We start from the raw sequence: 18,599 nt of genomic DNA, 5'->3' as shown, positions 1-18,599 counted from the left end.
GGTTTTTTTAGCGCACATTCAGTTGTGCTTGCCAGAGGCTAGTGACCCGGGAGTCAGAAGATAAATAGAAAAAGCCCACCAGGCCGATTGAGAAATTATTCTCGCAACGCCGTCAAATAGCGCGTATTTCGCGCGCGATTGGTGGCACTTTGCAAACTATTTGCGATTTGGTGTGTCGATAAAACCTGGCAGTGTTAACAGTTGTGTCGGGCGAGTCCGCTATGACTGCCTTACACTGAGCCCCACCCTTCTCATGTGTAACAAGGAATAAACCTATGAGCGTGATCAGTGAGTTCAAGGCCTTCGCGGTCAAAGGTAATGTGGTCGACATGGCTGTCGGTATCATCATCGGCGCCGCCTTCGGCAAAATCGTGTCCTCATTTGTGGGCGATGTGGTGATGCCACCCCTGGGCCTGTTGATCGGCGGCGTCGATTTCGGCGACCTGGCGGTAACGCTCAAGGCAGCCCAGGGCGATGCACCGGCCGTGGTGCTGGCCTACGGCAAGTTCATCCAGAGCGTGGTCGACTTCCTCATCGTCGCGTTTGCGATCTTCATGGGCGTGAAGGTCATCAACCGCCTCAAGCGTGAAGAAGCCAAGGCCCCCAGCCTGCCACCCGTGCCGACCAAAGAGGAAGTGCTGCTGGGTGAGATCCGCGATCTGCTCAAGGCGCAGAACGACAAGCCGCTGTAGGCCCAACGGCTTTCGCAAAAGGCGCCTGCGGGCGCCTTTTTGCTTACCAGTAGTTTTCCACCGCCACCTGCCCGGGGCGCCGCCTCAGGCTCAACTGCAGGTCGCGCTGCTTGAGCAACTGACGTGTGTCATCGACCATCTGCGGGTTGCCGCAGATCAGCACGCGGGAGTGCTCCGGGGTAAGCGCAACGCCGGCCGCGCGTTCCAGTTCGCCGTTTTCGATCAGGGTGGTGATACGCCCATTCAAGGCGCCCGGATGCTGCTCGCGGGTAACAATCGGCACATACGTGAGCTTGTGCGCGAACTCGGCCAGGTACTCGCGCTCACCCAGCTCCCTGATCAGCGATTGATAGGCCAACTCCCTCGCCTCGCGGGCGCTGTACACCAGCACGATGCGCTCGAATTTTTCCCACACCTCAAAATCCTGCAGGATTGACAGGAACGGCGCCACGCCAGTGCCGGTGCCCAGCAGCCACAAATCGCGTCCATCGACGAAACGGTTCAGGGTCAGATAGCCCGTGGCCTGGCGTTCCACCATCAAGGTATCGCCCACCTTCAGGCGGCTGAGCTCACTGGTGAATTCGCCACCCGGCACCACAATGGAGAAGAAATCGAGGTGCTCGTCGAACGGCGAAGACACGATGGAATAGGCACGCCATACGGTGCTGCCATCCGCCCTGGTCACGCCCAGCCGCACGAACTGGCCGGCGGTGAACCGAAAGCCGGCGTCGCGGGTAGTGCGCAGGGTAAACAGGCTGGGGGTCAGCGATTGCACATCGAGCAAGGTCTGGCGGGTAAATTTCTCAGCACTGGCCGTCATGGGAGGCTCCGTTCTACAGGTGCCCTAGTGTCCCTCAAACCCTGGCGGTTAAACACCGTCGGTTTGTACTGGCATTGCCACTGGTTGCCACCGCGGCACTCTGTAACGAAGGGTAATGTGTTAACTTTTAGATACACTTGCTTGGCATCGCATGTTTATAACGATTACTGAACATTTCGCTATTACGCTGCTTCCAACACCCCTCTTAATTAGCTGCAACCTCTGAGTAGACAGGCCGAAATTCAACCGCTTAATCAATTAAGTTATACAAATCCCTTGTCCTCGTACAAAGAACCAAAGATCCCATCTGACATTTAAAGAAGATTTTTCGTTCAATCCTGCAAGTCATGTCCTACACTGTTTTCGTGCCGCGTTGGGAGCTGGGACGTACCCAAGTCACACCAAAATTCATGGAGCGTTCCTGATGGTCAACTGGCGAAACACGAGGCTTTCCAAGCTGGAAGGCGAGAACAAGACCACCACTGTTTATGAGATGGTTATTAATCAGACCTACGAACTCGGATTTGAATACTGTTCGTTTACAATGAGCTCACAACAATCCAACAACCAAACGAAACCCATCAATTTCAACAATTACCCAAATGAATGGACCAGCACCTATAAACAAGCTCACTTCTTTGAAGTTGATCCCATAGTCGCTCATTGCAAACGCAGCGTGCTGCCTATTGTCTGGGAGGAAAAAACCTTCGCTGCCACCCCTGATTTATGGGCGCTGGCCAAGTCGTTTGGCGTACATCAGGGATGGACGCAGGCGGTGCATGATTTCCAGGGCGTGTTCAGCATGCTGACCCTGGGTCGAAGCAAGCGCGAGGTCAGCCCCGAGGAGCTTTACGAAAAAGCCGGCCAGGTGCTCTGGATGTGCCATGCGATGCACGCGGTGGTCGCGCAGAAATTTGCCGATACGCCCGGCATCAGCCCTCCTTGCAAGCTGACACCACGGGAAACGGAAATCCTGCGCTGGTCGGCCATGGGCAAGACAGCGTCTGAGATCGCCACCATCCTGTGTCTGGCCGAGCGCACGGTGGGCTTTCATATCAGCAGTTGCCTCAAGAAGCTGGGCGTCAACAGCAAGATCGCCGCCGTGCTCTGCGCGTCCAAGGCCGGCCTGTTTTGACCGGTGCGTAAACGCCCCATGTAATCCCATCGAAAAAAAAGTAACATTTGTGGCCAAATCTGAGTGTTGATGCAGCCCCGAGGGCTCGCCTCGCAGTTCGCTCAGATGGTTGCGGCAGGTCTTTCCGCCACGACGCTCATCGTTGACCCAGAGTTTCCCCCGCCATGCCCTTGCTCGACAGCCCCTTCGCCCAGCTCGATCTGATTCGCCAGCCAGAGCAACACAATGACCCGCTGCAGGCATTCGATGCAGCCGACGAGTACCTGCTCAGCCACCTGGCCGCGCAGCAACCGACGATGGCAACCCGAGTGCTGGTGCTCAACGACAGTTTCGGCGCGTTGGCGGCGAGCCTGGAAGGCCGGGTACAGGTGACGTCCAGCGGTGACTCGTTCCTGGCCGCTCAGGGCCTCGAAAAAAATCTTCTGCGCAACGCCAGGGCATTCGATGCCGTGCCGTTTGTGCCGGCCAACGAGGTGCCGACAGGGCCCTTCGACCGGGTGCTGGTACGCGTCCCCAAAACCCTGGCATTGCTTGAAGAACAGCTGATCCGCCTGCAAGGCCAACTGGCGCCGGGTGCCGAGGTGATTGCCGGGGCGATGGTCAAACACTTGCCACGGGCAGCCGGCGAACTGCTCGAACGCTACATCGGGCCGATGCATGCCTCACTGGCGGTGAAAAAGGCCCGTTTGCTGATCGCCACCGTGGAAGATCGCCCGGCCGCCGTGTCGCCCTACCCCACCCGCTACACGCTGGACACGCCCGCCATCACGCTGCTCAACCACGCCAACGTGTTCTGCCGCGAAGGCCTCGACATTGGCACCCGCGCCTTCCTCCCGCACCTGCCGACCAACCTGGGCAGTGCCCGCGTGGCCGATCTCGGTTGCGGCAACGGCGTCTTGGCGATTGCCAGCGCGCTGCGCAACCCCGAGGCGCAATACACCCTGGTGGACGAGTCCTATATGGCCGTTCAATCGGCCGGCGAAAACTGGCGCGCGGCGCTGGGTGCGCGCAACGTCATCCTGCGTGCGGGCGACGGCCTGGCCGGTCAGGAAGCGCAATCGCTGGACGTGGTGCTGTGCAACCCGCCCTTCCACCAGCAGCAGGTGGTCGGCGACTTCCTCGCCTGGCGCATGTTTCAGCAGGCCCGGGAGGCACTGGTGGTCGGCGGCGCGCTGTATATCGTCGGCAACCGCCACCTGGGCTATCACAGCAAATTGGCGCGCCTGTTCCGTGGCGTCGAGCAAGTCGCCGCCACCCCCAAGTTCGTCATCCTCAAAGCGCGCAAGTAAAAAAAAGGCCCTGCCCTTCCAGATGAAGCGCAAGGCCTGAAAACCGGGCCGCGAAGCCCGGACAGGGATGTCAGTGGGTGGTCAGGCCCGCCGCGTTCATGAACATGCGCATCAGGCTGGCCACCACGAACAGGGCCAGCACGCTGCCGGTCCAGATCATTGCCAGCCAGCCGAGACGCCGCCACAGCGGCTGCTTTTCGGCCTGTTCGATTTCGTGCAACGAAGGTTTGCCGGACATCGTGCGACCCTCCTAGTGATAGCCGTCTTCGTGGGTGACCTTGCCGCGGAACACGTAATAGCTCCAGAAGGTGTAACCCAGGATGAACGGGATGATGAACAACGTGCCCACCAGCATGAAGCCCTGGCTCTGCGGTGGCGCGGCGGCGTCCCAGATCGATACCGACGGCGGGATGATGTTCGGCCACAGGCTGATGCCAAGGCCGCTGTAGCCGAGGAAGATGAGCACCAGCGTCAGCAGGAACGGCGTGTAATGCGCATGGCGCGCCACGGCGCGAATCAGCCCGTACATGGTCACCAGCACCAGGATCGGTACCGGCAGAAACCAGAACAGGTTGGGCAGGCTGAACCAGCGCGATGCGATATCGCCGTGGGCCAGCGGCGTCCACAGGCTGACGATCCCCATCACCGCCAGCACCACAAAGGCCAGCGGCCGCGCCAGTCTGTGCATCTGCGCCTGCAACTTGCCTTCGGTCTTCATGATCAGCCAGGTGCAGCCGAGCAACGCATAGGCAAAGATCAGTGCCACGCCGCAAAACAGCGTGAACGGGGTGAGCCAGTCCAGTGAGCCGCCGGCGAACTGGCGGTCGACCACCGGGAAGCCATCGATGAACGCCCCCAGCGCCACGCCCTGGAAAAACGTCGCAGCGATCGAACCGCCGATGAACGCTTTGTCCCACAGGTGGCGCTTGTGGTCCTTGGCCTTGAAGCGGAACTCGAAGGCCACGCCGCGAAAGATCAGCCCGATCAGCATCAGGATCAACGGCAGGTACAGCGCCGACAGCACCACCGAATAGGCCAGCGGGAACGCGCCGAACAGCGCCGCGCCGCCGAGCACCAGCCAGGTTTCGTTGCCGTCCCACACCGGCGCGACGGTGTTCATCATCACGTCACGGTCGACCTTGCCCGGAATAAACGGAAAGAGGATGCCGATACCCAGGTCGAAGCCGTCCATCACCACGTACATCATGATGCCGAAGATGATGATCACGGCCCAGATCAGCGGAAGGTCAATACCCATCTCAATGCCCCTTGTGCTGGAGGTGGTCGTCATCGGTGCCGTCATCGGCCGCCGACAGCGGACGCGCCGGCGTGCGTTTCTGGCCAGGGCCGCCGGGGGTCGGTTCGGTACTTTCGTGGGTGACCGGGCCTTTGCGCACCAGGCGCATCATGTAGCCCAGGCCCGCGCCGAACAGCGCGAAGTACACCACCACGAACAGCACCAGCGTAATGGTCATCTGCGCCAGACTGTGCCCGGAGGACGCATCGGCTGTGCGCATCAGCCCGTAGACCACCCACGGCTGACGGCCGATTTCGGTGGTGAACCAGCCGGCGAGAATCGCGATCAGGCCAGACGGGCCCATCCACAGTGCCAGGTAGAGAAACGGTTTGGACGTGTACATCCGGTCGCCACGGCGCAGCCAGAGGCTGAACAGACCGGTGAAGATCATCAGGAAGCCCAGGCCGACCATGACCCGGAACGACCAGAACACCACGGTCGAGTTGGGCCGGTCTTCAGGCGGGAACTCCTTGAGCGCCGGCACCTGCTTGTCCAGGGAGTGGGTCAGGATCAGGCTGCCCAGGTACGGAATTTCCACCGCGTATTTGGTTTTTTCAGCCTTCATGTCCGGCCAGCCGAACAGGATCAACGGGGTCGGCTCATTGCCTTTGTTTTCCCAGTGACCTTCGATGGCCGCGATTTTCGCCGGCTGGTGCTCCAGGGTATTGAGGCCATGGAAGTCACCGATCACCGCCTGGATGGGCGCGACGATCAGCGCCATCCACATCGCCATCGAGAGCATCTTGCGGATCGCCGGGTTGTCCTTGCCGCGCAGCAGGTGCCAGGCCGCCGAGGAACCGACGAAGAACGCCGTGGCGACGAACGCCGCCGTGGCCATGTGCGCCAGGCGATAGGGAAACGAGGGGTTGAAGACCACGGCGAACCAGTCAGTCGGGATCACCCGGCCATCGATGATTTCAAAGCCCTGGGGCGTCTGCATCCAGCTGTTGGACGACAGAATCCAGAACGTGGAAATCAGCGTCCCCACGGCCACCATCACCGTGGAAAAGAAGTGCAGGTTGCGCCCCACCTTGTTCCAGCCGAACAGCATCACGCCGAGAAAGCCGGCCTCGAGGAAGAACGCCGTGAGCACTTCATAGGTCAGCAACGGCCCGGTGACGGCACCGGCGAAGTCCGAGAAACGGCTCCAGTTGGTGCCGAACTGATAGGCCATGACCAGGCCCGAGACCACGCCCATGCCGAAGTTGACGGCAAAGATCTTCGACCAGAAATGGTAGAGGTCACGGTAGGTGTCGTTGCGGGTCTTAAGCCACAAGCCTTCCAGCACCGCGAGGTAACTGGCCAGGCCGATGGTAATGGCCGGGAACAGGATGTGGAACGAGATCGTGAACGCGAACTGGATTCGGGCGAGATCGAGCGCCTCCAAACCGAACATAAGTTTTCCTCTTTCAGGTAATACCGAATGCTGGCTGAAGGCCGCATCCACTGCCCCCACGGATATGGAGTGTGGCGAATTCAAATTCGTTTCTTTTTATGACCATCCACGCAGGGATTCCGGCCTTGCGGCCGCCAGACCAAGCCCCACACAGGTTTTGATCTGGATCAAGCATTGCTGAAAGAGTAGTCCCATTTTGTGTCAGTGGCCGTGTGGTGGATTGACGCGTGACAGGCTGCCTCACGGCTGTTCTTGCAACTATTTGTTACAGCTTGATGATAACCTCGCCGTTCCCTCAAGCTCCGGCCAGTACCTTCGATGCCCACTGAACCCGCGTTGCTGTTACGTCATCACCGTCCCTTTATTGCGTTCTGGCTGGCGCGGATCTTTACCGCCAGCGGCTTTCAGATGCTCACCGTGGCCATCGGCTGGAACCTCTACCAACTCACCGGCAACGTGCTCGACCTGGGCCTGGTCGGTCTGGTGGAGTTCGTGCCCCGAGTGCTGTTCATGCTGCACACCGGACATGTGGCCGATCGTTATGAGCGGCGCAGGGTCGCGGCCATCTGCCAGACCGTGCAGGCCCTGATCGCGCTGTCCCTGGCCATCGGCGGCCTGACCGGCCACGTGACCCGCGAGATGATCTTCATCCTCGCCTTCCTGCTTGGCGCTGCCCGCTCCTTTGAACAGCCCACCACCCAGGCGCTGTTGCCGAGCATCGTGCCCAGCGCGTTGTTCCCAAGGGCGGTGGCCTCGTCGCAGTCGGCCCAGCAACTGGCCACCATCGTCGCCCCGGCACTCGGCGGCCTGCTTTACGCATTCGGCAGCGTCTGGGTGTACGGCCCCACCGTGGTGCTGTACCTCATTGCCTGCGTGCTGATGCTCAACCTGCCTGCCCGCCAGACGCCACTGAACAAAGGCAAGGCCACGCTGGACTCGTTGCTGGCCGGCATCCGCTTTATCCGCAGTCGCCCGGACATTCTCGGCGCGATCTCCCTCGACCTGTTTGCCGTGCTGCTGGGCGGCGCCACCGCGCTGCTGCCGGTGTTCGCCAAGGACATTCTGCTGACCGGTCCCTGGGGCCTGGGCCTGTTGCGCTCGGCGCCGGCAGTGGGCGCACTGTTGATGTCGTTGTGGCTGGCGCGGTTCTCGGTCGACCGCAAAGTGGGCCGCGTGATGTTCACCGCCGTGGGTGTGTTTGGCGTGGCAACCATTGCCTTCGGCCTCTCCACCTCGTTCTGGTTTTCCCTGGCGGTGCTGGTGGTGCTGGGCGCGGCGGACATGATCAGCATGGTCATTCGCGCGTCGTTCGTGCAACTGGAAACCCCGGATGAAATGCGCGGACGCGTCAGCGCGGTCAACGGCCTGTTTATCGGCGCGTCGAATCAGTTGGGTGAGTTTGAATCGGGCATTACCGCCCATTGGTTCGGCACCGTGCCCGCCGTGGTGATGGGCGGGATCGGCACGCTGGTGGTGACCGGGGTGTGGATCAAACTGTTCCCGACCCTGGCGAATCGGGACCGGATGCATGTGCCGGTGGAAGAACCCGCTCTGAAACCCACTGCCTGAACCGACTTGTAACAGGGCGCAAATGTGGGAGGGGGCTTGCTCCCGATAGCGGTGGATCAGTCAGATATTGAGTGACTGATAGACCGCCATCGGGAGCAAGCCCCCTCCCACAGGGGTCATGTGTTGATGGTTAAAGCACCTTGTCCAGGGTGATCGGAAATTCCCGCACCCGCTTGCCGGTGGCGTGGTACACCGCGTTCGCCACCGCCGCCGCCACGCCGACAATGCCGATCTCGCCCACGCCCTTGGAGCCCAGCGCGTTGACGATCTCGTCATGTTCCTCGACAAACACCACATCGATCTCGCCGATATCGGCGTTAACCGGAATGTGATACTCGGCCAGGCTGTGGTTCATGTAGCGCCCCAGTTGATGGTCGACCTGGGTCTCTTCATGCAGCGCCATGCCGATGCCCCACACCACACCGCCGAGGATCTGGCTGCGTGCCATTTTCGGGTTGACCACGCGCCCGGCAGCAATCGCACTGACCACGCGGCTGACCTTGATGGTGCCCAGGTCCTCGTCCACGCGCACTTCGACGAACACCGCCGAATGAGTGGCCGTGGCGTAGCCTTCGCGCTGTTTGTCGGGCTCGCTGTCGACCTGTACTTCCAGCGCCTGTTCGCCGCTGTCCTTGACCAACTGCGCCAGGGACACGCGCTGTTCGCCGGCGTGCAGTTGACCGTCTTCAAAGCGCGCGGTGTCCACGTCCTTGAAAGCCGGATAGGTCTGTTGGGCGATTTTCAGCAACTTGGCATTAAGCGCTTCGCACGCCTGCTGCACCGCCGTACCGACCGACGACACGGTAAACGAGCCGCCTTGCAACGGCGCGGTGGGCAGGGATGAGTCCCCCAGCAGAAAGCTGATATCGGCCATTGCCACGCCGCTGGCCTGGGCCGCGATCTGCGTCATCACGGTGTAGGTGCCGGTACCGATGTCGGTGGTGGCGCTGCTCACGGTCAGTTTGCCGTTCGCGTCCAGACGCGCCTTGGCGCTGGCCTTCATCTGCATGGCTTCCCACACGCCGCCGGCCATGCCCCAGCCGATCAACTGACGACCGTCGCGCATGCTGCGCGGCTCCGGGTTGCGCTGGCTCCAGCCAAAACGCTCGGCGCCTTCGCTGTAGCACTCGCGCAAGGCTTTGCTGGACCAGGGTTTGTCTTCGTTCTGGTTGCGCTCGGCGTAGTTGATCAGGCGCAGTTGCACCGGGTCGATGGCCAGGGCGCAAGCCAGTTCATCCATCGCACATTCCAGGCCGATCACACCCAGCGCAGCGCCGGGTGCGCGCATGTCCAGCGGGGTGTAGACGTCCAGTGGCACCAGTTTGTAGGTCAGCTGAATGTTGTCGCAGTGGTAGAGCATGCCGCTCCACTCCACCACGTGTTCGCTGAAATCCTCGAAGCGCGAGGTCTGGCCAATCGCGGTGTGCCCCAGGGCCAGCAAGCGACCATTGGCGGCGGCGCCCATCTGCAGGCGCTGCAGGGTGCGCGGGCGGTAGCCGAAGGTGAACATCTGCTGGCGGGTGAGGGTCACGCGCACCGAACGCTTGAGCGACAGCGACGCCATCACCGCCAACGGCAACTGGTACTGCGGACGCAGGCCGGAACCAAAGGCGCCGCCGACGAACGCGGCAAAAATGCGCACCTGGCTTTTATCCAGGCCGAACACCTCCTGCACATAGGACTGGCAGTTTTGCGGGCCCTGGGTCTTGTCGTGGATGTGCAAGGTGCCGTCCGGCTGATACAGCACGGTGCTGGCGTGGGGTTCCATGGGGTTGTGATGTTCGATCGGGGTGCTGTAATGCAGGTCGAGGCTGATGGCCGCGCCGGACCATTCGGCCTGGAAGTTGCCGCGCGGTTTGGGCGGGGTCTGCGACGAAGGGTGAGCGCTCTCCTGCTGCGCAACCAGATCGGTGTCGAAGGCTTCGGTTTCGTACTCGATGTGCACCAGGGAACCGGCGTGGCGCGCCAGCTCCAGGTTATCGGCGATGACCAGCGCCAGCGGCTGGCCGCTGTACAGCACGCGGTCGTTGTACAACGGGCGGAAGGGCGAGCCGTCCGCCGCATCATCGTCGGCGAAGGCGTCATCGTAGCTGGCAATTTTCGGCCGGTTGAGGTGGTCGATCACGGCCACCACGCCCGGCAGCGCCAGCGCTCGGGAGGCGTCGATACGCAGCACGCGGCCCTTGGCAATGTTGCTGGAGACCACGCTGCCGTGCAGCAGGCCGCCCTCGGGAAATTCACCGGCGTAGCGCGCTTGCCCGGTGACCTTGAGCAGACCGTCGACGCGGTCCAGGGGTTTGCCGATAGCACTCATGGCTGTTCTCCTGCGACGGCGGCGTCGCTCAGGGCGCGGATAATTGCGCGGCGTGCCAGCTTGATCTTGAAGCCGTTGTGCTCAAGCGGCTCGGCATCCTGCAGCAGCGCGTCGGCGGCGTTGCTGAAGGTTTCGCGGCTGACCGACTGGCCAATCAAGGCGCTTTCCACCGCGCGGTCGCGCCAGGGTTTATGCGCTACACCGCCGAGGGCCAGACGCGCGTCAACGATGCGGTCGCCGTCCAGTTCAAGGGCTGCGGCGACGGACACCAGGGCGAAGGCATAGGACGCGCGGTCGCGGATTTTCAGGTAGTGGCTGTGACGGGCGAGGTGATCGGCCGGCAGTTCGACAGCGGTGATCAACTCGTCGTCGGCCAACTGGTTGTCGCGTTGCGGCGCATCACCAGGCAAGCGATGGAAATCGGCAAACTCGATGACCCGTGCGCCAGCGCGCCCTTGCACATGCACCCGCGCTTCCAGCGCCGCCAGAGCCACGCACATGTCGGAAGGATGGGTGGCAACGCACTGGTCGCTGGCGCCGAGGATCGCATGGATGCGGTTCAAACCGGTGCGCGCCGGGCAACCACTGCCGGGCTCGCGCTTGTTGCATGGCACGGCGGCGTCGTAGAAGTAGTAGCAACGGGTGCGCTGCAACAGGTTGCCGCCGGTGCTGGCCATGTTGCGCAGCTGCGGCGAGGCGCCGGCGAGAATGGCCTGGGACAGCAGCGGGTAACGCTGTTCGATCAGCGGGTGCCAGGCCAGGTCGGCATTACTGACCAGGGCGCCGATGCGCACGCCGCCGTCGGCGGTAGCTTCCACCTCGCGCAGCGGCAGGCCGGTGATGTCGATCAGGTGCTCGGGGCGGCTGATGTTCTCTTTCATCAGGTCCAGCAGGTTGGTGCCCCCGGCGATGAAGCGCGAGGCCGTGCTGCTCAGGTGCACCGCTTCCTGCACGTCGGCAGGCTTGCTGTAGTGGAAGGGATTCATTGCTCACCTCCCCGCTGACGGCACGCGGGCAGCGCGTCTTCAATGGCATCGCGGATATTGCTGTAGGCGCCGCAACGGCAGAGGTTGCCGCTCATCAATTCCTGGATCTGTGCGCTGTCGTGGGCACGGCCTTCGTTGACCAGGCCCACGGCGGAGCATATTTGGCCGGGAGTGCAGTAACCGCACTGGAAGGCGTCGTGCTTGATGAAGGCTTGCTGCATCGGGTGCAAGCGGTCGCCGTCGGCCAGGCCTTCGATGGTGGTCAGCTCGGCACCGTCGCACATGATGGCCAGGGTGAGGCAGGCATTGACGCGCTTGCCGTCGCGCAACACGGTGCAGGCGCCGCACTGGCCGTGGTCACAGCCTTTCTTGCTGCCGACCAGGTCCAGTTGTTCGCGCAGCAGGTCCAGCAGGGTGGTCCAGGGCAACACGCTCAGTTGGCGTTCCTGACCGTTGAGGGTCAAGCGTATTGGGTGGGCGACGAACGGTTGGGCCGCCGCGCCATTGGGGGTCGCGCTCATAAACACCTCACGGGTTGGTGTACATCCGCGGCGTTAGGGAAATCGCCGTCTCAGGGGTACGACTTCCCGGGGGTATGAGCGTTCAAGCGGATTGATCAGAGGATATTGAGTTGGGTCTTGAGGGTGTTGCGCGGCGGATTGATCGAGGAGTTGCTGTATTCAAAGCCGCCGGGGCCTGCGACGTTCAGGTCGAACACATAGATGTAGCCGATCAGTTGGCCTGCGCCGTTGCACGCCTGGCTGATATTGCCGACCTGGCACACCGCCGTGCGCTGAGCATTGAGCACCGCGCCGTTGAAGCGCCCGACCGGGTTGTTGCCCAGGCCCACTTCCATCACCGAGACCTTGGTGGGCCCACGGTGCGTGCACATCTGGGTGGTGGTCACGCGGTCCGGGATACTTTCGGTGCAGCGCGCCGACTCGACCTTGAACACCCGCACCTCGCTCAAAGCCGGTGCAGCGGCGCCCCACGCCGGTGCTGCACCGAGCCACAGGCCAATAAAGGGGAACAGCGCTAGACTCCACGCGTTGGCTTTTTTCATGCTGTCGACTACCCGCTATCAAACGTCGCCGCAGTATGCCTCAAGGCCACGCGCCACACAGCCTCGGCTGCTGGTATGATGCGCCGCTTTTTCCGATCCTCTCTGAAACCACAGGCGCTTGGCGCAGTTTGTGCTTTGACTTAGAGGTCAACAAATAACGACGCAAGATAGCGTCACAGGGAGCCGGCATGCTGGAAAAGCTGTTTCAACTCAAAGCCCACAACACCAACGTGCGCACCGAGATTCTTGCGGGGATCACCACGTTCCTGGCGATGGCCTACATCCTGTTCGTGAACCCGAGCATTCTGGGCGAGACCGGCATGGACAAGGGCGCGGTGTTCGTCGCGACCTGCCTGGCCGCCGCCATCGGTTCGACCGTGATGGGCCTGATCGCCAACTACCCGATTGCGCTCGCACCGGGCATGGGCCTGAACGCCTTCTTCACCTACACCGTGGTGCTGCACATGGGCCACACCTGGCAAGTGGCGCTGGGCGCGGTCTTCATCTCGGCGGTGCTGTTCTTCCTGCTGTCGATCTTCCGCATCCGTGAGTGGATCATCAACAGCATCCCCCTGCCGCTGCGCTCGGCGATTGCCGCCGGTATCGGCCTGTTCCTCGCGCTGATTGCCCTGCATAACGCCGGGATCGTAGTCGCCAACCCGGCCACCCTGATTGGCATGGGTGACCTCAAGCAACCCGCCCCCATCCTCGCCACCCTGGGCTTCGTGCTGATCGTGGCGCTGGAAGCCCTGGCCGTGCGCGGCGCGGTGCTGATCGGCATTCTGGCGGTGACCATCGTGTCGATCCTGCTCGGCATTACCCCGTTCGGCGGCGTGACCTCCCTGCCGCCGTCCCTGGCCCCGACCTTTCTGCAACTGGACATCAAGGGCGCGCTGGATATCGGCCTGGTCAGCGTGATCTTCGCCTTCCTGTTCGTTGACCTGTTCGACAACTCCGGCACCCTGATCGGCGTCGCCAAGCGCGCCGGGCTGATGGGCAAGGACGGCCACATGCCAAAAATGGGCCGTGCGCTGATCGCCGACAGCACCGCGGCCATGGCCGGTTCCCTGCTGGGCACCTCGACCACCACCAGCTACATCGAATCCGCTGCGGGCGTGAGCGCCGGTGGCCGTACCGGCCTGACCGCCATCGTGGTCGCCATTCTGTTCCTGCTGGCGCTGTTCTTCTCGCCGCTGGCCGCCAGCGTTCCCGCCTTCGCCACCGCGCCGGCGCTGCTGTTCGTGGCGGTGCTGATGACCCAGGGCCTGGCTGAAATCGACTGGGACGACATTACCGTGGCAGCGCCGGTGGTGATCACCGCCCTGGCGATGCCCTTCACTTACTCCATCGCCAACGGCATCGCCTTCGGTTTCATCGCCTGGACCGCCATCAAGCTGCTTTCGGGCCGCTACCGTGAGCTGAACCCGGCGCTGGTGATTCTGTCGATTCTGTTTGTGATCAAGCTGGGCTGGTTCAACGCATGACTTTTGACGCCGCACGCTACACCGCGCAACTGCAGAACAAGGTCACGCGCCTGCGTGACCTGTTGGCACCGTTCGACGCGCCCGAGCCGCAGGTCTTCGACTCGCCGTTACAGCACTTTCGCCTGCGCGCCGAGTTTCGCCTGTGGCGCGAAGACGGCGAGCGCCATTACGCGATGTTCTCTCAGGACGACAAGCGCACGCCGATCCTGATCGAAGATTTCCCGATTGCCAGCCAGCGCATCAACCAGTTGATGCCGCAGCTCAAGGCCGCCTGGCAAGCCAGCGCCGCCCTGAGTCACAAGCTGTTCCAGGTGGAGTTCCTCACCACCCTGGCCGGCGATGCGATGATCACCCTGTGCTATCACCGCCCGCTGGACGAACACTGGCACACGGCAGCGAACACGCTTGCGGCTGATCTGGGCGTGAGCATCATCGGCCGCTCCAAGGGCAAGCGCGATGTGATCGGCCACGACTACGTGGTGGAGAAACTCGACGTCGGCGGGCGCACCTTCAGCTACCGCCAACCCGAAGGCGCCTTCACCCAGCCCAACGGCACGGTGAACCAGAAGATGCTCAACTGGGCGTTCGAGGCATTGGGCGAGCGCCCGGATGACTTGCTGGAGCTGTACTGCGGCAACGGCAACTTCACCCTGCCGTTGGCCACGCGCGTGCGCAAGGTACTGGCGACCGAGATCAGCAAGACCTCGGTGAATGCGGCGCTGAGCAACCTCGATGAAAACGCGGTGAATAACGTCACGCTGGTGCGTCTCTCTGCCGAGGAACTCACCCAGGCGCTGAACGAAGTTCGCCCGTTCCGTCGCCTGCACGGCGTCGACTTGAAAAGCTACGAATTCGGCAGCGTATTCGTCGACCCGCCACGCGCCGGCATGGACCCGGACACCTGCGAACTGACCCGACGCTTCGACAACATCCTCTACATCTCCTGCAACCCCGAGACGCTGGCGGCGAACATTGCGCAACTGCATGACACGCACCGCATTACCCGGTGCGCCCTGTTTGACCAGTTTCCGTGGACGCATCACATGGAGTCCGGGGTGTTGCTGAGTCGTCGTTGATCCAGACCTCTACAGCGTCATGCGTCAGTGGAGTCACCGGTGCCCGGCGCTTTTTTGGGGGGCCGGCCACCCTTCTTGCCATTGGCGCGAGCGGCGGCGGATTTGGCCGCGCTGCTCTTGCGACCGTTGCGTGACGCCACCAGGCTCGTCGCCAGATCCATCAGAGGCTGGCTTGTGGCGATCAAGCCGGTGATCGACACATCAAGGTCCTGAGGCTCGCAGCACAGTGCCTTGCCGCCAAAGCCGACTTCCAACTGCTGGAAATCCTCCAGGGAAAACCCTTCGAACTCCGCAAGACCGGCTACAGGCAATACGACACGGCTGCCGTCGCTGAAGCCGATGGAGATACAGCCGTCTTCATAGCGCACGTCGATCGCATTGGCGTACAGACGCTTGAGCTTGCGCCCTCGTGCTATTGCCTTGTCGATATCTGCATCAGTGAGAGGTACATAAGGTGTGACTTTGGCCTTCACGATTTTCATAAATCAATCCCCACACAATTGGGCGCTCTTACCAGATTCAAAATTGTTCGTTGCTTTACAACATCGTGCCAGGCGCTTGCGATGACATGGACACCGCGTCGAATGACCAACCCCGGAACCAGTTCACTCGCGTCCAAATCCCAGGAATGGTTCTCCAGGCAAACCGTTTGCAGTTTTTCCCACCAAATCCTGCGCGCCCGAGCCAGATAGTGCCGCTGCGTTATTGCCTCGCCTATTTCATTCAAAAGCGCTTTGGAAGGTCGTCTGCGTTCGGGATCCACGTCCCACAGATCCACGCCCCCGTTCAGAAAGCTGAAGCGAAAGCGCGCATCCCAGTCCTTGCCCCTGACATGCACATGCGGCGGGCAATGCTCATCCCTGATAAATACCGAAATCACATATCCTTTGTAAGCGCCTACTCTCATCGTAACCCATCCGTTAGGTTATTTTCCGCCAGGTTACGCTTCTCAGTCCGCAACCCGACAACCGGCTCCACCACTCCGAAGCTTTTTCACAGATTAGTAACAGCGCACCATTCGTCGAATGCGGCGTTGTTACCGCACATTCCAACGTCTGAAGCCACGATTAATCGTTCGATAATCGAACACACCCCGCGCCATCCATTGACCAAACTAACCAACCAGTACATTTTATCCCCACAACCAATAAGAACTGTGGAGATCCCTCAATGCCACCCATCGTGCTGGTGCTCAACGGCCCCAATCTCAACCTGCTCGGCACTCGCGAGCCCGCCACTTATGGCCATGAAACCCTGGCCGATGTCGCCGCCCTTTGCGGACGCAGTGCGCAGCAGCTCGGGCTGAAAGTCGAGTTTCGCCAGACCAACCACGAAGGCGAACTGCTCGACTGGATACACGGTGCCCGCGCCCGTTGCGCCGGAATCGTGATCAACCCCGCCGCCTGGACCCACACCTCGGTCGCCATCCGTGATGCGCTGGTGGCCAGTGAAGTGCCGGTGATCGAAGTGCATCTATCCAACGTGCATGCGCGCGAAGCCTTTCGTCATCACTCGTTCGTGTCCCCGGTCGCCAAGGCGGTGCTGGCGGGGTTTGGCAGCCATGGCTATCACCTGGCCCTGGAACATTTCAGTCACACGCTCAGAGGATGCGCCTGATGAAACCACGCGTGCTCGCCGGCCTGATCGGCGCCGGTATCCAGGCCTCCCGCACCCCGGCCCTGCATGAGCAGGAAGGTGACGCCCAGGGCTTGCGCTACCTGTATCGCCTGATCGACCTGGAACCGTTGCAACTGACCGTCAGCGCCCTGCCCGACCTGCTGCGCGCCGCAGAGTCGATGCAGTTCACCGGTTTGAACATTACCTACCCGTGCAAACAGGCGATCCTGCCGTTGCTGGATGACTTATCGGACGAAGCGCGGGGTATCGGCGCGGTAAACACCGTGGTGTTCAAGGACGGCAAACGCATCGGTCACAACACCGACTGCCTGGGCTTTGCCGAAGGCTTTCGACGCAACTTCAATGATGTGCCGCGTCAGCGCGTGGTGCAGATGGGCGCCGGCGGTGCCGGGGCGGCGGTTGCCCATGCGTTGCTGGCCGAGGGTGTGCAGCAGTTGAGTATTTTCGACGTGGACGCCGCCCGCTCGCGCGAGCTTGTGGATAACTTGACCTTGCGCTTCGGCACGGGTCGCGCCGAGGTCGGCAGCCAATTGGACAACGCCATGGCCGAGGCCGATGGCCTGGTGAACACCACGCCGATGGGCATGGCCAAACTGCCCGGCACGCCGGTGCACGCAGCGCTGTTACGCGCGCAACTGTGGGTCGCGGAAATCGTGTACTTCCCGCTGGAAACCCAACTGCTGCGCGATGCCCGTGCCCTGGGTTGCCGCACGTTGGATGGTGGCAATATGGCGGTATTTCAGGCAGTGAAAGCGTTTGAATTGTTCAGTGGCGAGGTGGCGGATGCGCAAAGAATGCTTGCGCACTTCCAGACCATGAACACCTGAAAATGTGGCAGGCCGCGAGCGGGCTTATTGTGGCGAGCGGGCTTGCCCCGCGTTGGGGTGCGAAGCGCCCCTCATCGAGCAAAACGCGGTGTACCTGATACGGCTCAGCGTCTGGTTTTGGGGCTGCTGCGCAGCCCAACGCGGGGCAAGCCCGCTCGCCACAGGCGTGTGGCTGCCTGAAACTCCAGGCTAAAATCGACACGTTATTTTGTGTTTGATAAGCGGGGAGCTTGCCTCCTCCCACATGGATTGCATTTCAAAACGCGTAATCAAGCCTGCAGGTAACGCAACACCGACTCACAGATCATCTCGCGGTGCCGCTGTTTAATCGCCTCATCCGACAGTTCGATCTGAAAGATCTCACTGAAGGTATGACGGTTGGACACCCGGTAAAAGCTGAACGAGTTGATCAGCAAGTGCACGTCCAAAGGCTCCAGCCCCTCGCGAAACAATCCCAGCTCGGCGCCACGGCGCAGGGTTTCCCCCAGCCCCTCGAGGATCTTGCTGTTCATCGCCTTGATCGTGTCCGTGCGTTTCACATACTCGGCATTGTGGATATTTTCGATGCTGACGATGCGCACAAAATCCACATTCTGATCATGGTGATCGAAGGTGAATTCCACCAGCCGCCGGATCGCTTCGCGCGGCTCCAGGGCGGTGAGGTTCATGCGGGTTTCGGTGTTGCGGATGTCGCCGTAGAGCTTTTCCAGCACCTCGACGTACAACTGCTCCTTGCTGCCGAAATAGTAGTAGATCATGCGCTTGGAGGTGTGGATGCGCTCGGCGATGGCGTCCACGCGGGCGCCGGACAGGCCCTGCTGAACAAATTCGACGATGGCTTCCTGGAGAATATTCTCCCGGGTCTTTTCCGGATTGTTCTTGCGACTCTTGCGCGGTGCGTCTGACACGGCGGAGAGATCGGGAGTCAGGGTCATGGTGCGCTCATGGCGGTGTGTTATGCAGGCTGCGATTATGGGCCGCGGCGCTTGCCGAAGGAAGCACCTGGCCCGGTA

At 61.6% G+C, this 18,599-nt stretch carries 19 protein-coding genes; 8 read left to right on the top strand and 11 right to left on the bottom strand.

Annotation, left to right across the window (positions count from 1 at the left end):
* The first annotated feature begins 275 nt into the window (after positions 1 to 275).
* Positions 276 to 692, top strand: a complete 417-nt coding sequence (mscL, locus tag ACXX81_RS01770) for a large-conductance mechanosensitive channel protein MscL (protein ID WP_057008679.1) — start codon at positions 276 to 278, stop codon at positions 690 to 692.
* A 43-nt stretch (positions 693 to 735) separates the two neighbouring features.
* Here mscL and ACXX81_RS01765 read toward each other — a convergent pair whose 3' ends face one another.
* Complete coding sequence (locus tag ACXX81_RS01765; RefSeq protein ID WP_458571116.1) at positions 736 to 1,512, bottom strand: ferredoxin--NADP reductase; 777 nt, start codon at positions 1,510 to 1,512, stop codon at positions 736 to 738.
* A 424-nt stretch (positions 1,513 to 1,936) separates the two neighbouring features.
* On the opposite strand from ACXX81_RS01765, the gene ACXX81_RS01760 reads away from it, so the two are divergent.
* The gene (locus ACXX81_RS01760) at positions 1,937 to 2,647 is read left to right on the top strand and encodes a helix-turn-helix transcriptional regulator (RefSeq protein ID WP_458571115.1); all 711 of its coding nucleotides are present in this window, start codon (positions 1,937 to 1,939) and stop codon (positions 2,645 to 2,647) included.
* 164 nt (positions 2,648 to 2,811) lie between these two features.
* Complete coding sequence (locus ACXX81_RS01755) at positions 2,812 to 3,936, top strand: methyltransferase (protein ID WP_209985015.1); 1,125 nt, start codon at positions 2,812 to 2,814, stop codon at positions 3,934 to 3,936.
* A 70-nt stretch (positions 3,937 to 4,006) separates the two neighbouring features.
* On the opposite strand, the gene ACXX81_RS01750 is transcribed toward ACXX81_RS01755, so the two are convergent.
* From ACXX81_RS01750 to ACXX81_RS01740, 3 genes are read right to left on the bottom strand one after another with little or no spacing between them, the layout of a single operon-like run.
* Positions 4,007 to 4,174: a DUF2474 domain-containing protein gene (locus tag ACXX81_RS01750; RefSeq protein ID WP_010206690.1), complete on the bottom strand. Its 168-nt coding sequence runs from the start codon at positions 4,172 to 4,174 to the stop codon at positions 4,007 to 4,009.
* 12 nt (positions 4,175 to 4,186) lie between these two features.
* A complete protein-coding gene (gene cydB, locus ACXX81_RS01745; protein ID WP_209985017.1) occupies positions 4,187 to 5,194 on the bottom strand; it encodes a cytochrome d ubiquinol oxidase subunit II in 1,008 nt (335 codons plus the stop codon).
* Between the two features lies 1 nt (position 5,195).
* On the bottom strand, positions 5,196 to 6,629 hold the full coding sequence (locus tag ACXX81_RS01740; RefSeq protein ID WP_231422597.1) for a cytochrome ubiquinol oxidase subunit I: 1,434 nt from the start codon (positions 6,627 to 6,629) through the stop codon (positions 5,196 to 5,198).
* 318 nt (positions 6,630 to 6,947) lie between these two features.
* Here ACXX81_RS01740 and ACXX81_RS01735 point away from each other — a divergent pair, with 318 nt between their 5' ends.
* Positions 6,948 to 8,198, top strand: a complete 1,251-nt coding sequence (locus tag ACXX81_RS01735; protein WP_209985022.1) for an MFS transporter — start codon at positions 6,948 to 6,950, stop codon at positions 8,196 to 8,198.
* A gap of 130 nt (positions 8,199 to 8,328) precedes the next feature.
* Here ACXX81_RS01735 and ACXX81_RS01730 read toward each other — a convergent pair whose 3' ends face one another.
* The 4 genes from ACXX81_RS01730 to ACXX81_RS01715 all read right to left on the bottom strand — a co-directional run bounded on the left by ACXX81_RS01730 (position 8,329) and on the right by ACXX81_RS01715 (position 12,561).
* Positions 8,329 to 10,512 (bottom strand): xanthine dehydrogenase family protein molybdopterin-binding subunit, encoded by a 2,184-nt coding sequence (locus tag ACXX81_RS01730; protein WP_458571114.1) that lies wholly within the window; start codon positions 10,510 to 10,512, stop codon positions 8,329 to 8,331.
* Entirely contained in the window at positions 10,509 to 11,498 is a 990-nt protein-coding gene (locus ACXX81_RS01725) for an FAD binding domain-containing protein (protein WP_209985031.1), read from the bottom strand. The genes ACXX81_RS01730 and ACXX81_RS01725 overlap by 4 nt, the downstream gene beginning before the upstream one ends.
* On the bottom strand, positions 11,495 to 12,019 hold the full coding sequence (locus ACXX81_RS01720; protein WP_209985034.1) for a (2Fe-2S)-binding protein: 525 nt from the start codon (positions 12,017 to 12,019) through the stop codon (positions 11,495 to 11,497). Before ACXX81_RS01720 ends, ACXX81_RS01725 begins: the two co-directional genes overlap by 4 nt.
* 95 nt (positions 12,020 to 12,114) lie before the next feature.
* Entirely contained in the window at positions 12,115 to 12,561 is a 447-nt protein-coding gene (locus ACXX81_RS01715) for a DUF4879 domain-containing protein (RefSeq protein WP_209985037.1), read from the bottom strand.
* Between the two features lie 188 nt (positions 12,562 to 12,749).
* Between ACXX81_RS01715 and ACXX81_RS01710 the strand changes: the two genes are divergently transcribed.
* Together ACXX81_RS01710 and trmA are read left to right on the top strand one after the other, a co-directional pair.
* Entirely contained in the window at positions 12,750 to 14,045 is a 1,296-nt protein-coding gene (locus ACXX81_RS01710; protein WP_209985040.1) for an NCS2 family permease, read from the top strand.
* Positions 14,042 to 15,121: a tRNA (uridine(54)-C5)-methyltransferase TrmA gene (trmA, locus tag ACXX81_RS01705; protein WP_458571113.1), complete on the top strand. Its 1,080-nt coding sequence runs from the start codon at positions 14,042 to 14,044 to the stop codon at positions 15,119 to 15,121. Before ACXX81_RS01710 ends, trmA begins: the two co-directional genes overlap by 4 nt.
* A gap of 17 nt (positions 15,122 to 15,138) precedes the next feature.
* Here the strand turns inward: trmA and ACXX81_RS01700 are convergent, their stop codons facing one another.
* Positions 15,139 to 15,603, bottom strand: a complete 465-nt coding sequence (locus tag ACXX81_RS01700) for a DUF2442 domain-containing protein (RefSeq protein WP_458571112.1) — start codon at positions 15,601 to 15,603, stop codon at positions 15,139 to 15,141.
* Entirely contained in the window at positions 15,600 to 16,028 is a 429-nt protein-coding gene (locus ACXX81_RS01695) for a DUF4160 domain-containing protein (RefSeq protein ID WP_209985050.1), read from the bottom strand. The genes ACXX81_RS01700 and ACXX81_RS01695 overlap by 4 nt, the downstream gene beginning before the upstream one ends.
* Positions 16,029 to 16,291: 263 nt before the next feature.
* Between ACXX81_RS01695 and aroQ the strand changes: the two genes are divergently transcribed.
* A complete protein-coding gene (gene aroQ, locus ACXX81_RS01690) occupies positions 16,292 to 16,738 on the top strand; it encodes a type II 3-dehydroquinate dehydratase (protein WP_209985053.1) in 447 nt (148 codons plus the stop codon).
* A complete protein-coding gene (locus tag ACXX81_RS01685) occupies positions 16,738 to 17,586 on the top strand; it encodes a shikimate dehydrogenase (protein ID WP_373460569.1) in 849 nt (282 codons plus the stop codon). Before aroQ ends, ACXX81_RS01685 begins: the two co-directional genes overlap by 1 nt.
* Before the next feature lie 269 nt (positions 17,587 to 17,855).
* Here the strand turns inward: ACXX81_RS01685 and ACXX81_RS01680 are convergent, their stop codons facing one another.
* Positions 17,856 to 18,521, bottom strand: a complete 666-nt coding sequence (locus ACXX81_RS01680; RefSeq protein ID WP_209985056.1) for a TetR/AcrR family transcriptional regulator — start codon at positions 18,519 to 18,521, stop codon at positions 17,856 to 17,858.
* Between the last annotated feature and the right edge of the window lie 78 nt (positions 18,522 to 18,599).

Source organism: Pseudomonas sp. GNP013 (assembly GCF_054343995.1).
The sequence above is the reverse complement of the archived record's forward strand: the minus strand, read 5'-3'. Positions and strand labels throughout refer to the sequence as shown.

What these genes read in the sequence shown, in the direction of transcription:
- mscL (WP_057008679.1), top strand. Translation starts at nt 276, where the DNA reads ATGAGCGTGATCAGTGAGTTCAAGGCCTTCGCGGTCAAAGGTAATGTG.
- ACXX81_RS01765 (WP_458571116.1), bottom strand. Translation starts at nt 1,512, where the DNA reads ATGACGGCCAGTGCTGAGAAATTTACCCGCCAGACCTTGCTCGATGTG.
- ACXX81_RS01760 (WP_458571115.1), top strand. Translation starts at nt 1,937, where the DNA reads ATGGTCAACTGGCGAAACACGAGGCTTTCCAAGCTGGAAGGCGAGAAC.
- ACXX81_RS01755 (WP_209985015.1), top strand. Translation starts at nt 2,812, where the DNA reads ATGCCCTTGCTCGACAGCCCCTTCGCCCAGCTCGATCTGATTCGCCAG.
- ACXX81_RS01750 (WP_010206690.1), bottom strand. Translation starts at nt 4,174, where the DNA reads ATGTCCGGCAAACCTTCGTTGCACGAAATCGAACAGGCCGAAAAGCAG.
- cydB (WP_209985017.1), bottom strand. Translation starts at nt 5,194, where the DNA reads ATGGGTATTGACCTTCCGCTGATCTGGGCCGTGATCATCATCTTCGGC.
- ACXX81_RS01740 (WP_231422597.1), bottom strand. Translation starts at nt 6,629, where the DNA reads ATGTTCGGTTTGGAGGCGCTCGATCTCGCCCGAATCCAGTTCGCGTTC.
- ACXX81_RS01735 (WP_209985022.1), top strand. Translation starts at nt 6,948, where the DNA reads ATGCCCACTGAACCCGCGTTGCTGTTACGTCATCACCGTCCCTTTATT.
- ACXX81_RS01730 (WP_458571114.1), bottom strand. Translation starts at nt 10,512, where the DNA reads ATGAGTGCTATCGGCAAACCCCTGGACCGCGTCGACGGTCTGCTCAAG.
- ACXX81_RS01725 (WP_209985031.1), bottom strand. Translation starts at nt 11,498, where the DNA reads ATGAATCCCTTCCACTACAGCAAGCCTGCCGACGTGCAGGAAGCGGTG.
- ACXX81_RS01720 (WP_209985034.1), bottom strand. Translation starts at nt 12,019, where the DNA reads ATGAGCGCGACCCCCAATGGCGCGGCGGCCCAACCGTTCGTCGCCCAC.
- ACXX81_RS01715 (WP_209985037.1), bottom strand. Translation starts at nt 12,561, where the DNA reads ATGAAAAAAGCCAACGCGTGGAGTCTAGCGCTGTTCCCCTTTATTGGC.
- ACXX81_RS01710 (WP_209985040.1), top strand. Translation starts at nt 12,750, where the DNA reads ATGCTGGAAAAGCTGTTTCAACTCAAAGCCCACAACACCAACGTGCGC.
- trmA (WP_458571113.1), top strand. Translation starts at nt 14,042, where the DNA reads ATGACTTTTGACGCCGCACGCTACACCGCGCAACTGCAGAACAAGGTC.
- ACXX81_RS01700 (WP_458571112.1), bottom strand. Translation starts at nt 15,603, where the DNA reads ATGAAAATCGTGAAGGCCAAAGTCACACCTTATGTACCTCTCACTGAT.
- ACXX81_RS01695 (WP_209985050.1), bottom strand. Translation starts at nt 16,028, where the DNA reads ATGAGAGTAGGCGCTTACAAAGGATATGTGATTTCGGTATTTATCAGG.
- aroQ (WP_209985053.1), top strand. Translation starts at nt 16,292, where the DNA reads ATGCCACCCATCGTGCTGGTGCTCAACGGCCCCAATCTCAACCTGCTC.
- ACXX81_RS01685 (WP_373460569.1), top strand. Translation starts at nt 16,738, where the DNA reads ATGAAACCACGCGTGCTCGCCGGCCTGATCGGCGCCGGTATCCAGGCC.
- ACXX81_RS01680 (WP_209985056.1), bottom strand. Translation starts at nt 18,521, where the DNA reads ATGACCCTGACTCCCGATCTCTCCGCCGTGTCAGACGCACCGCGCAAG.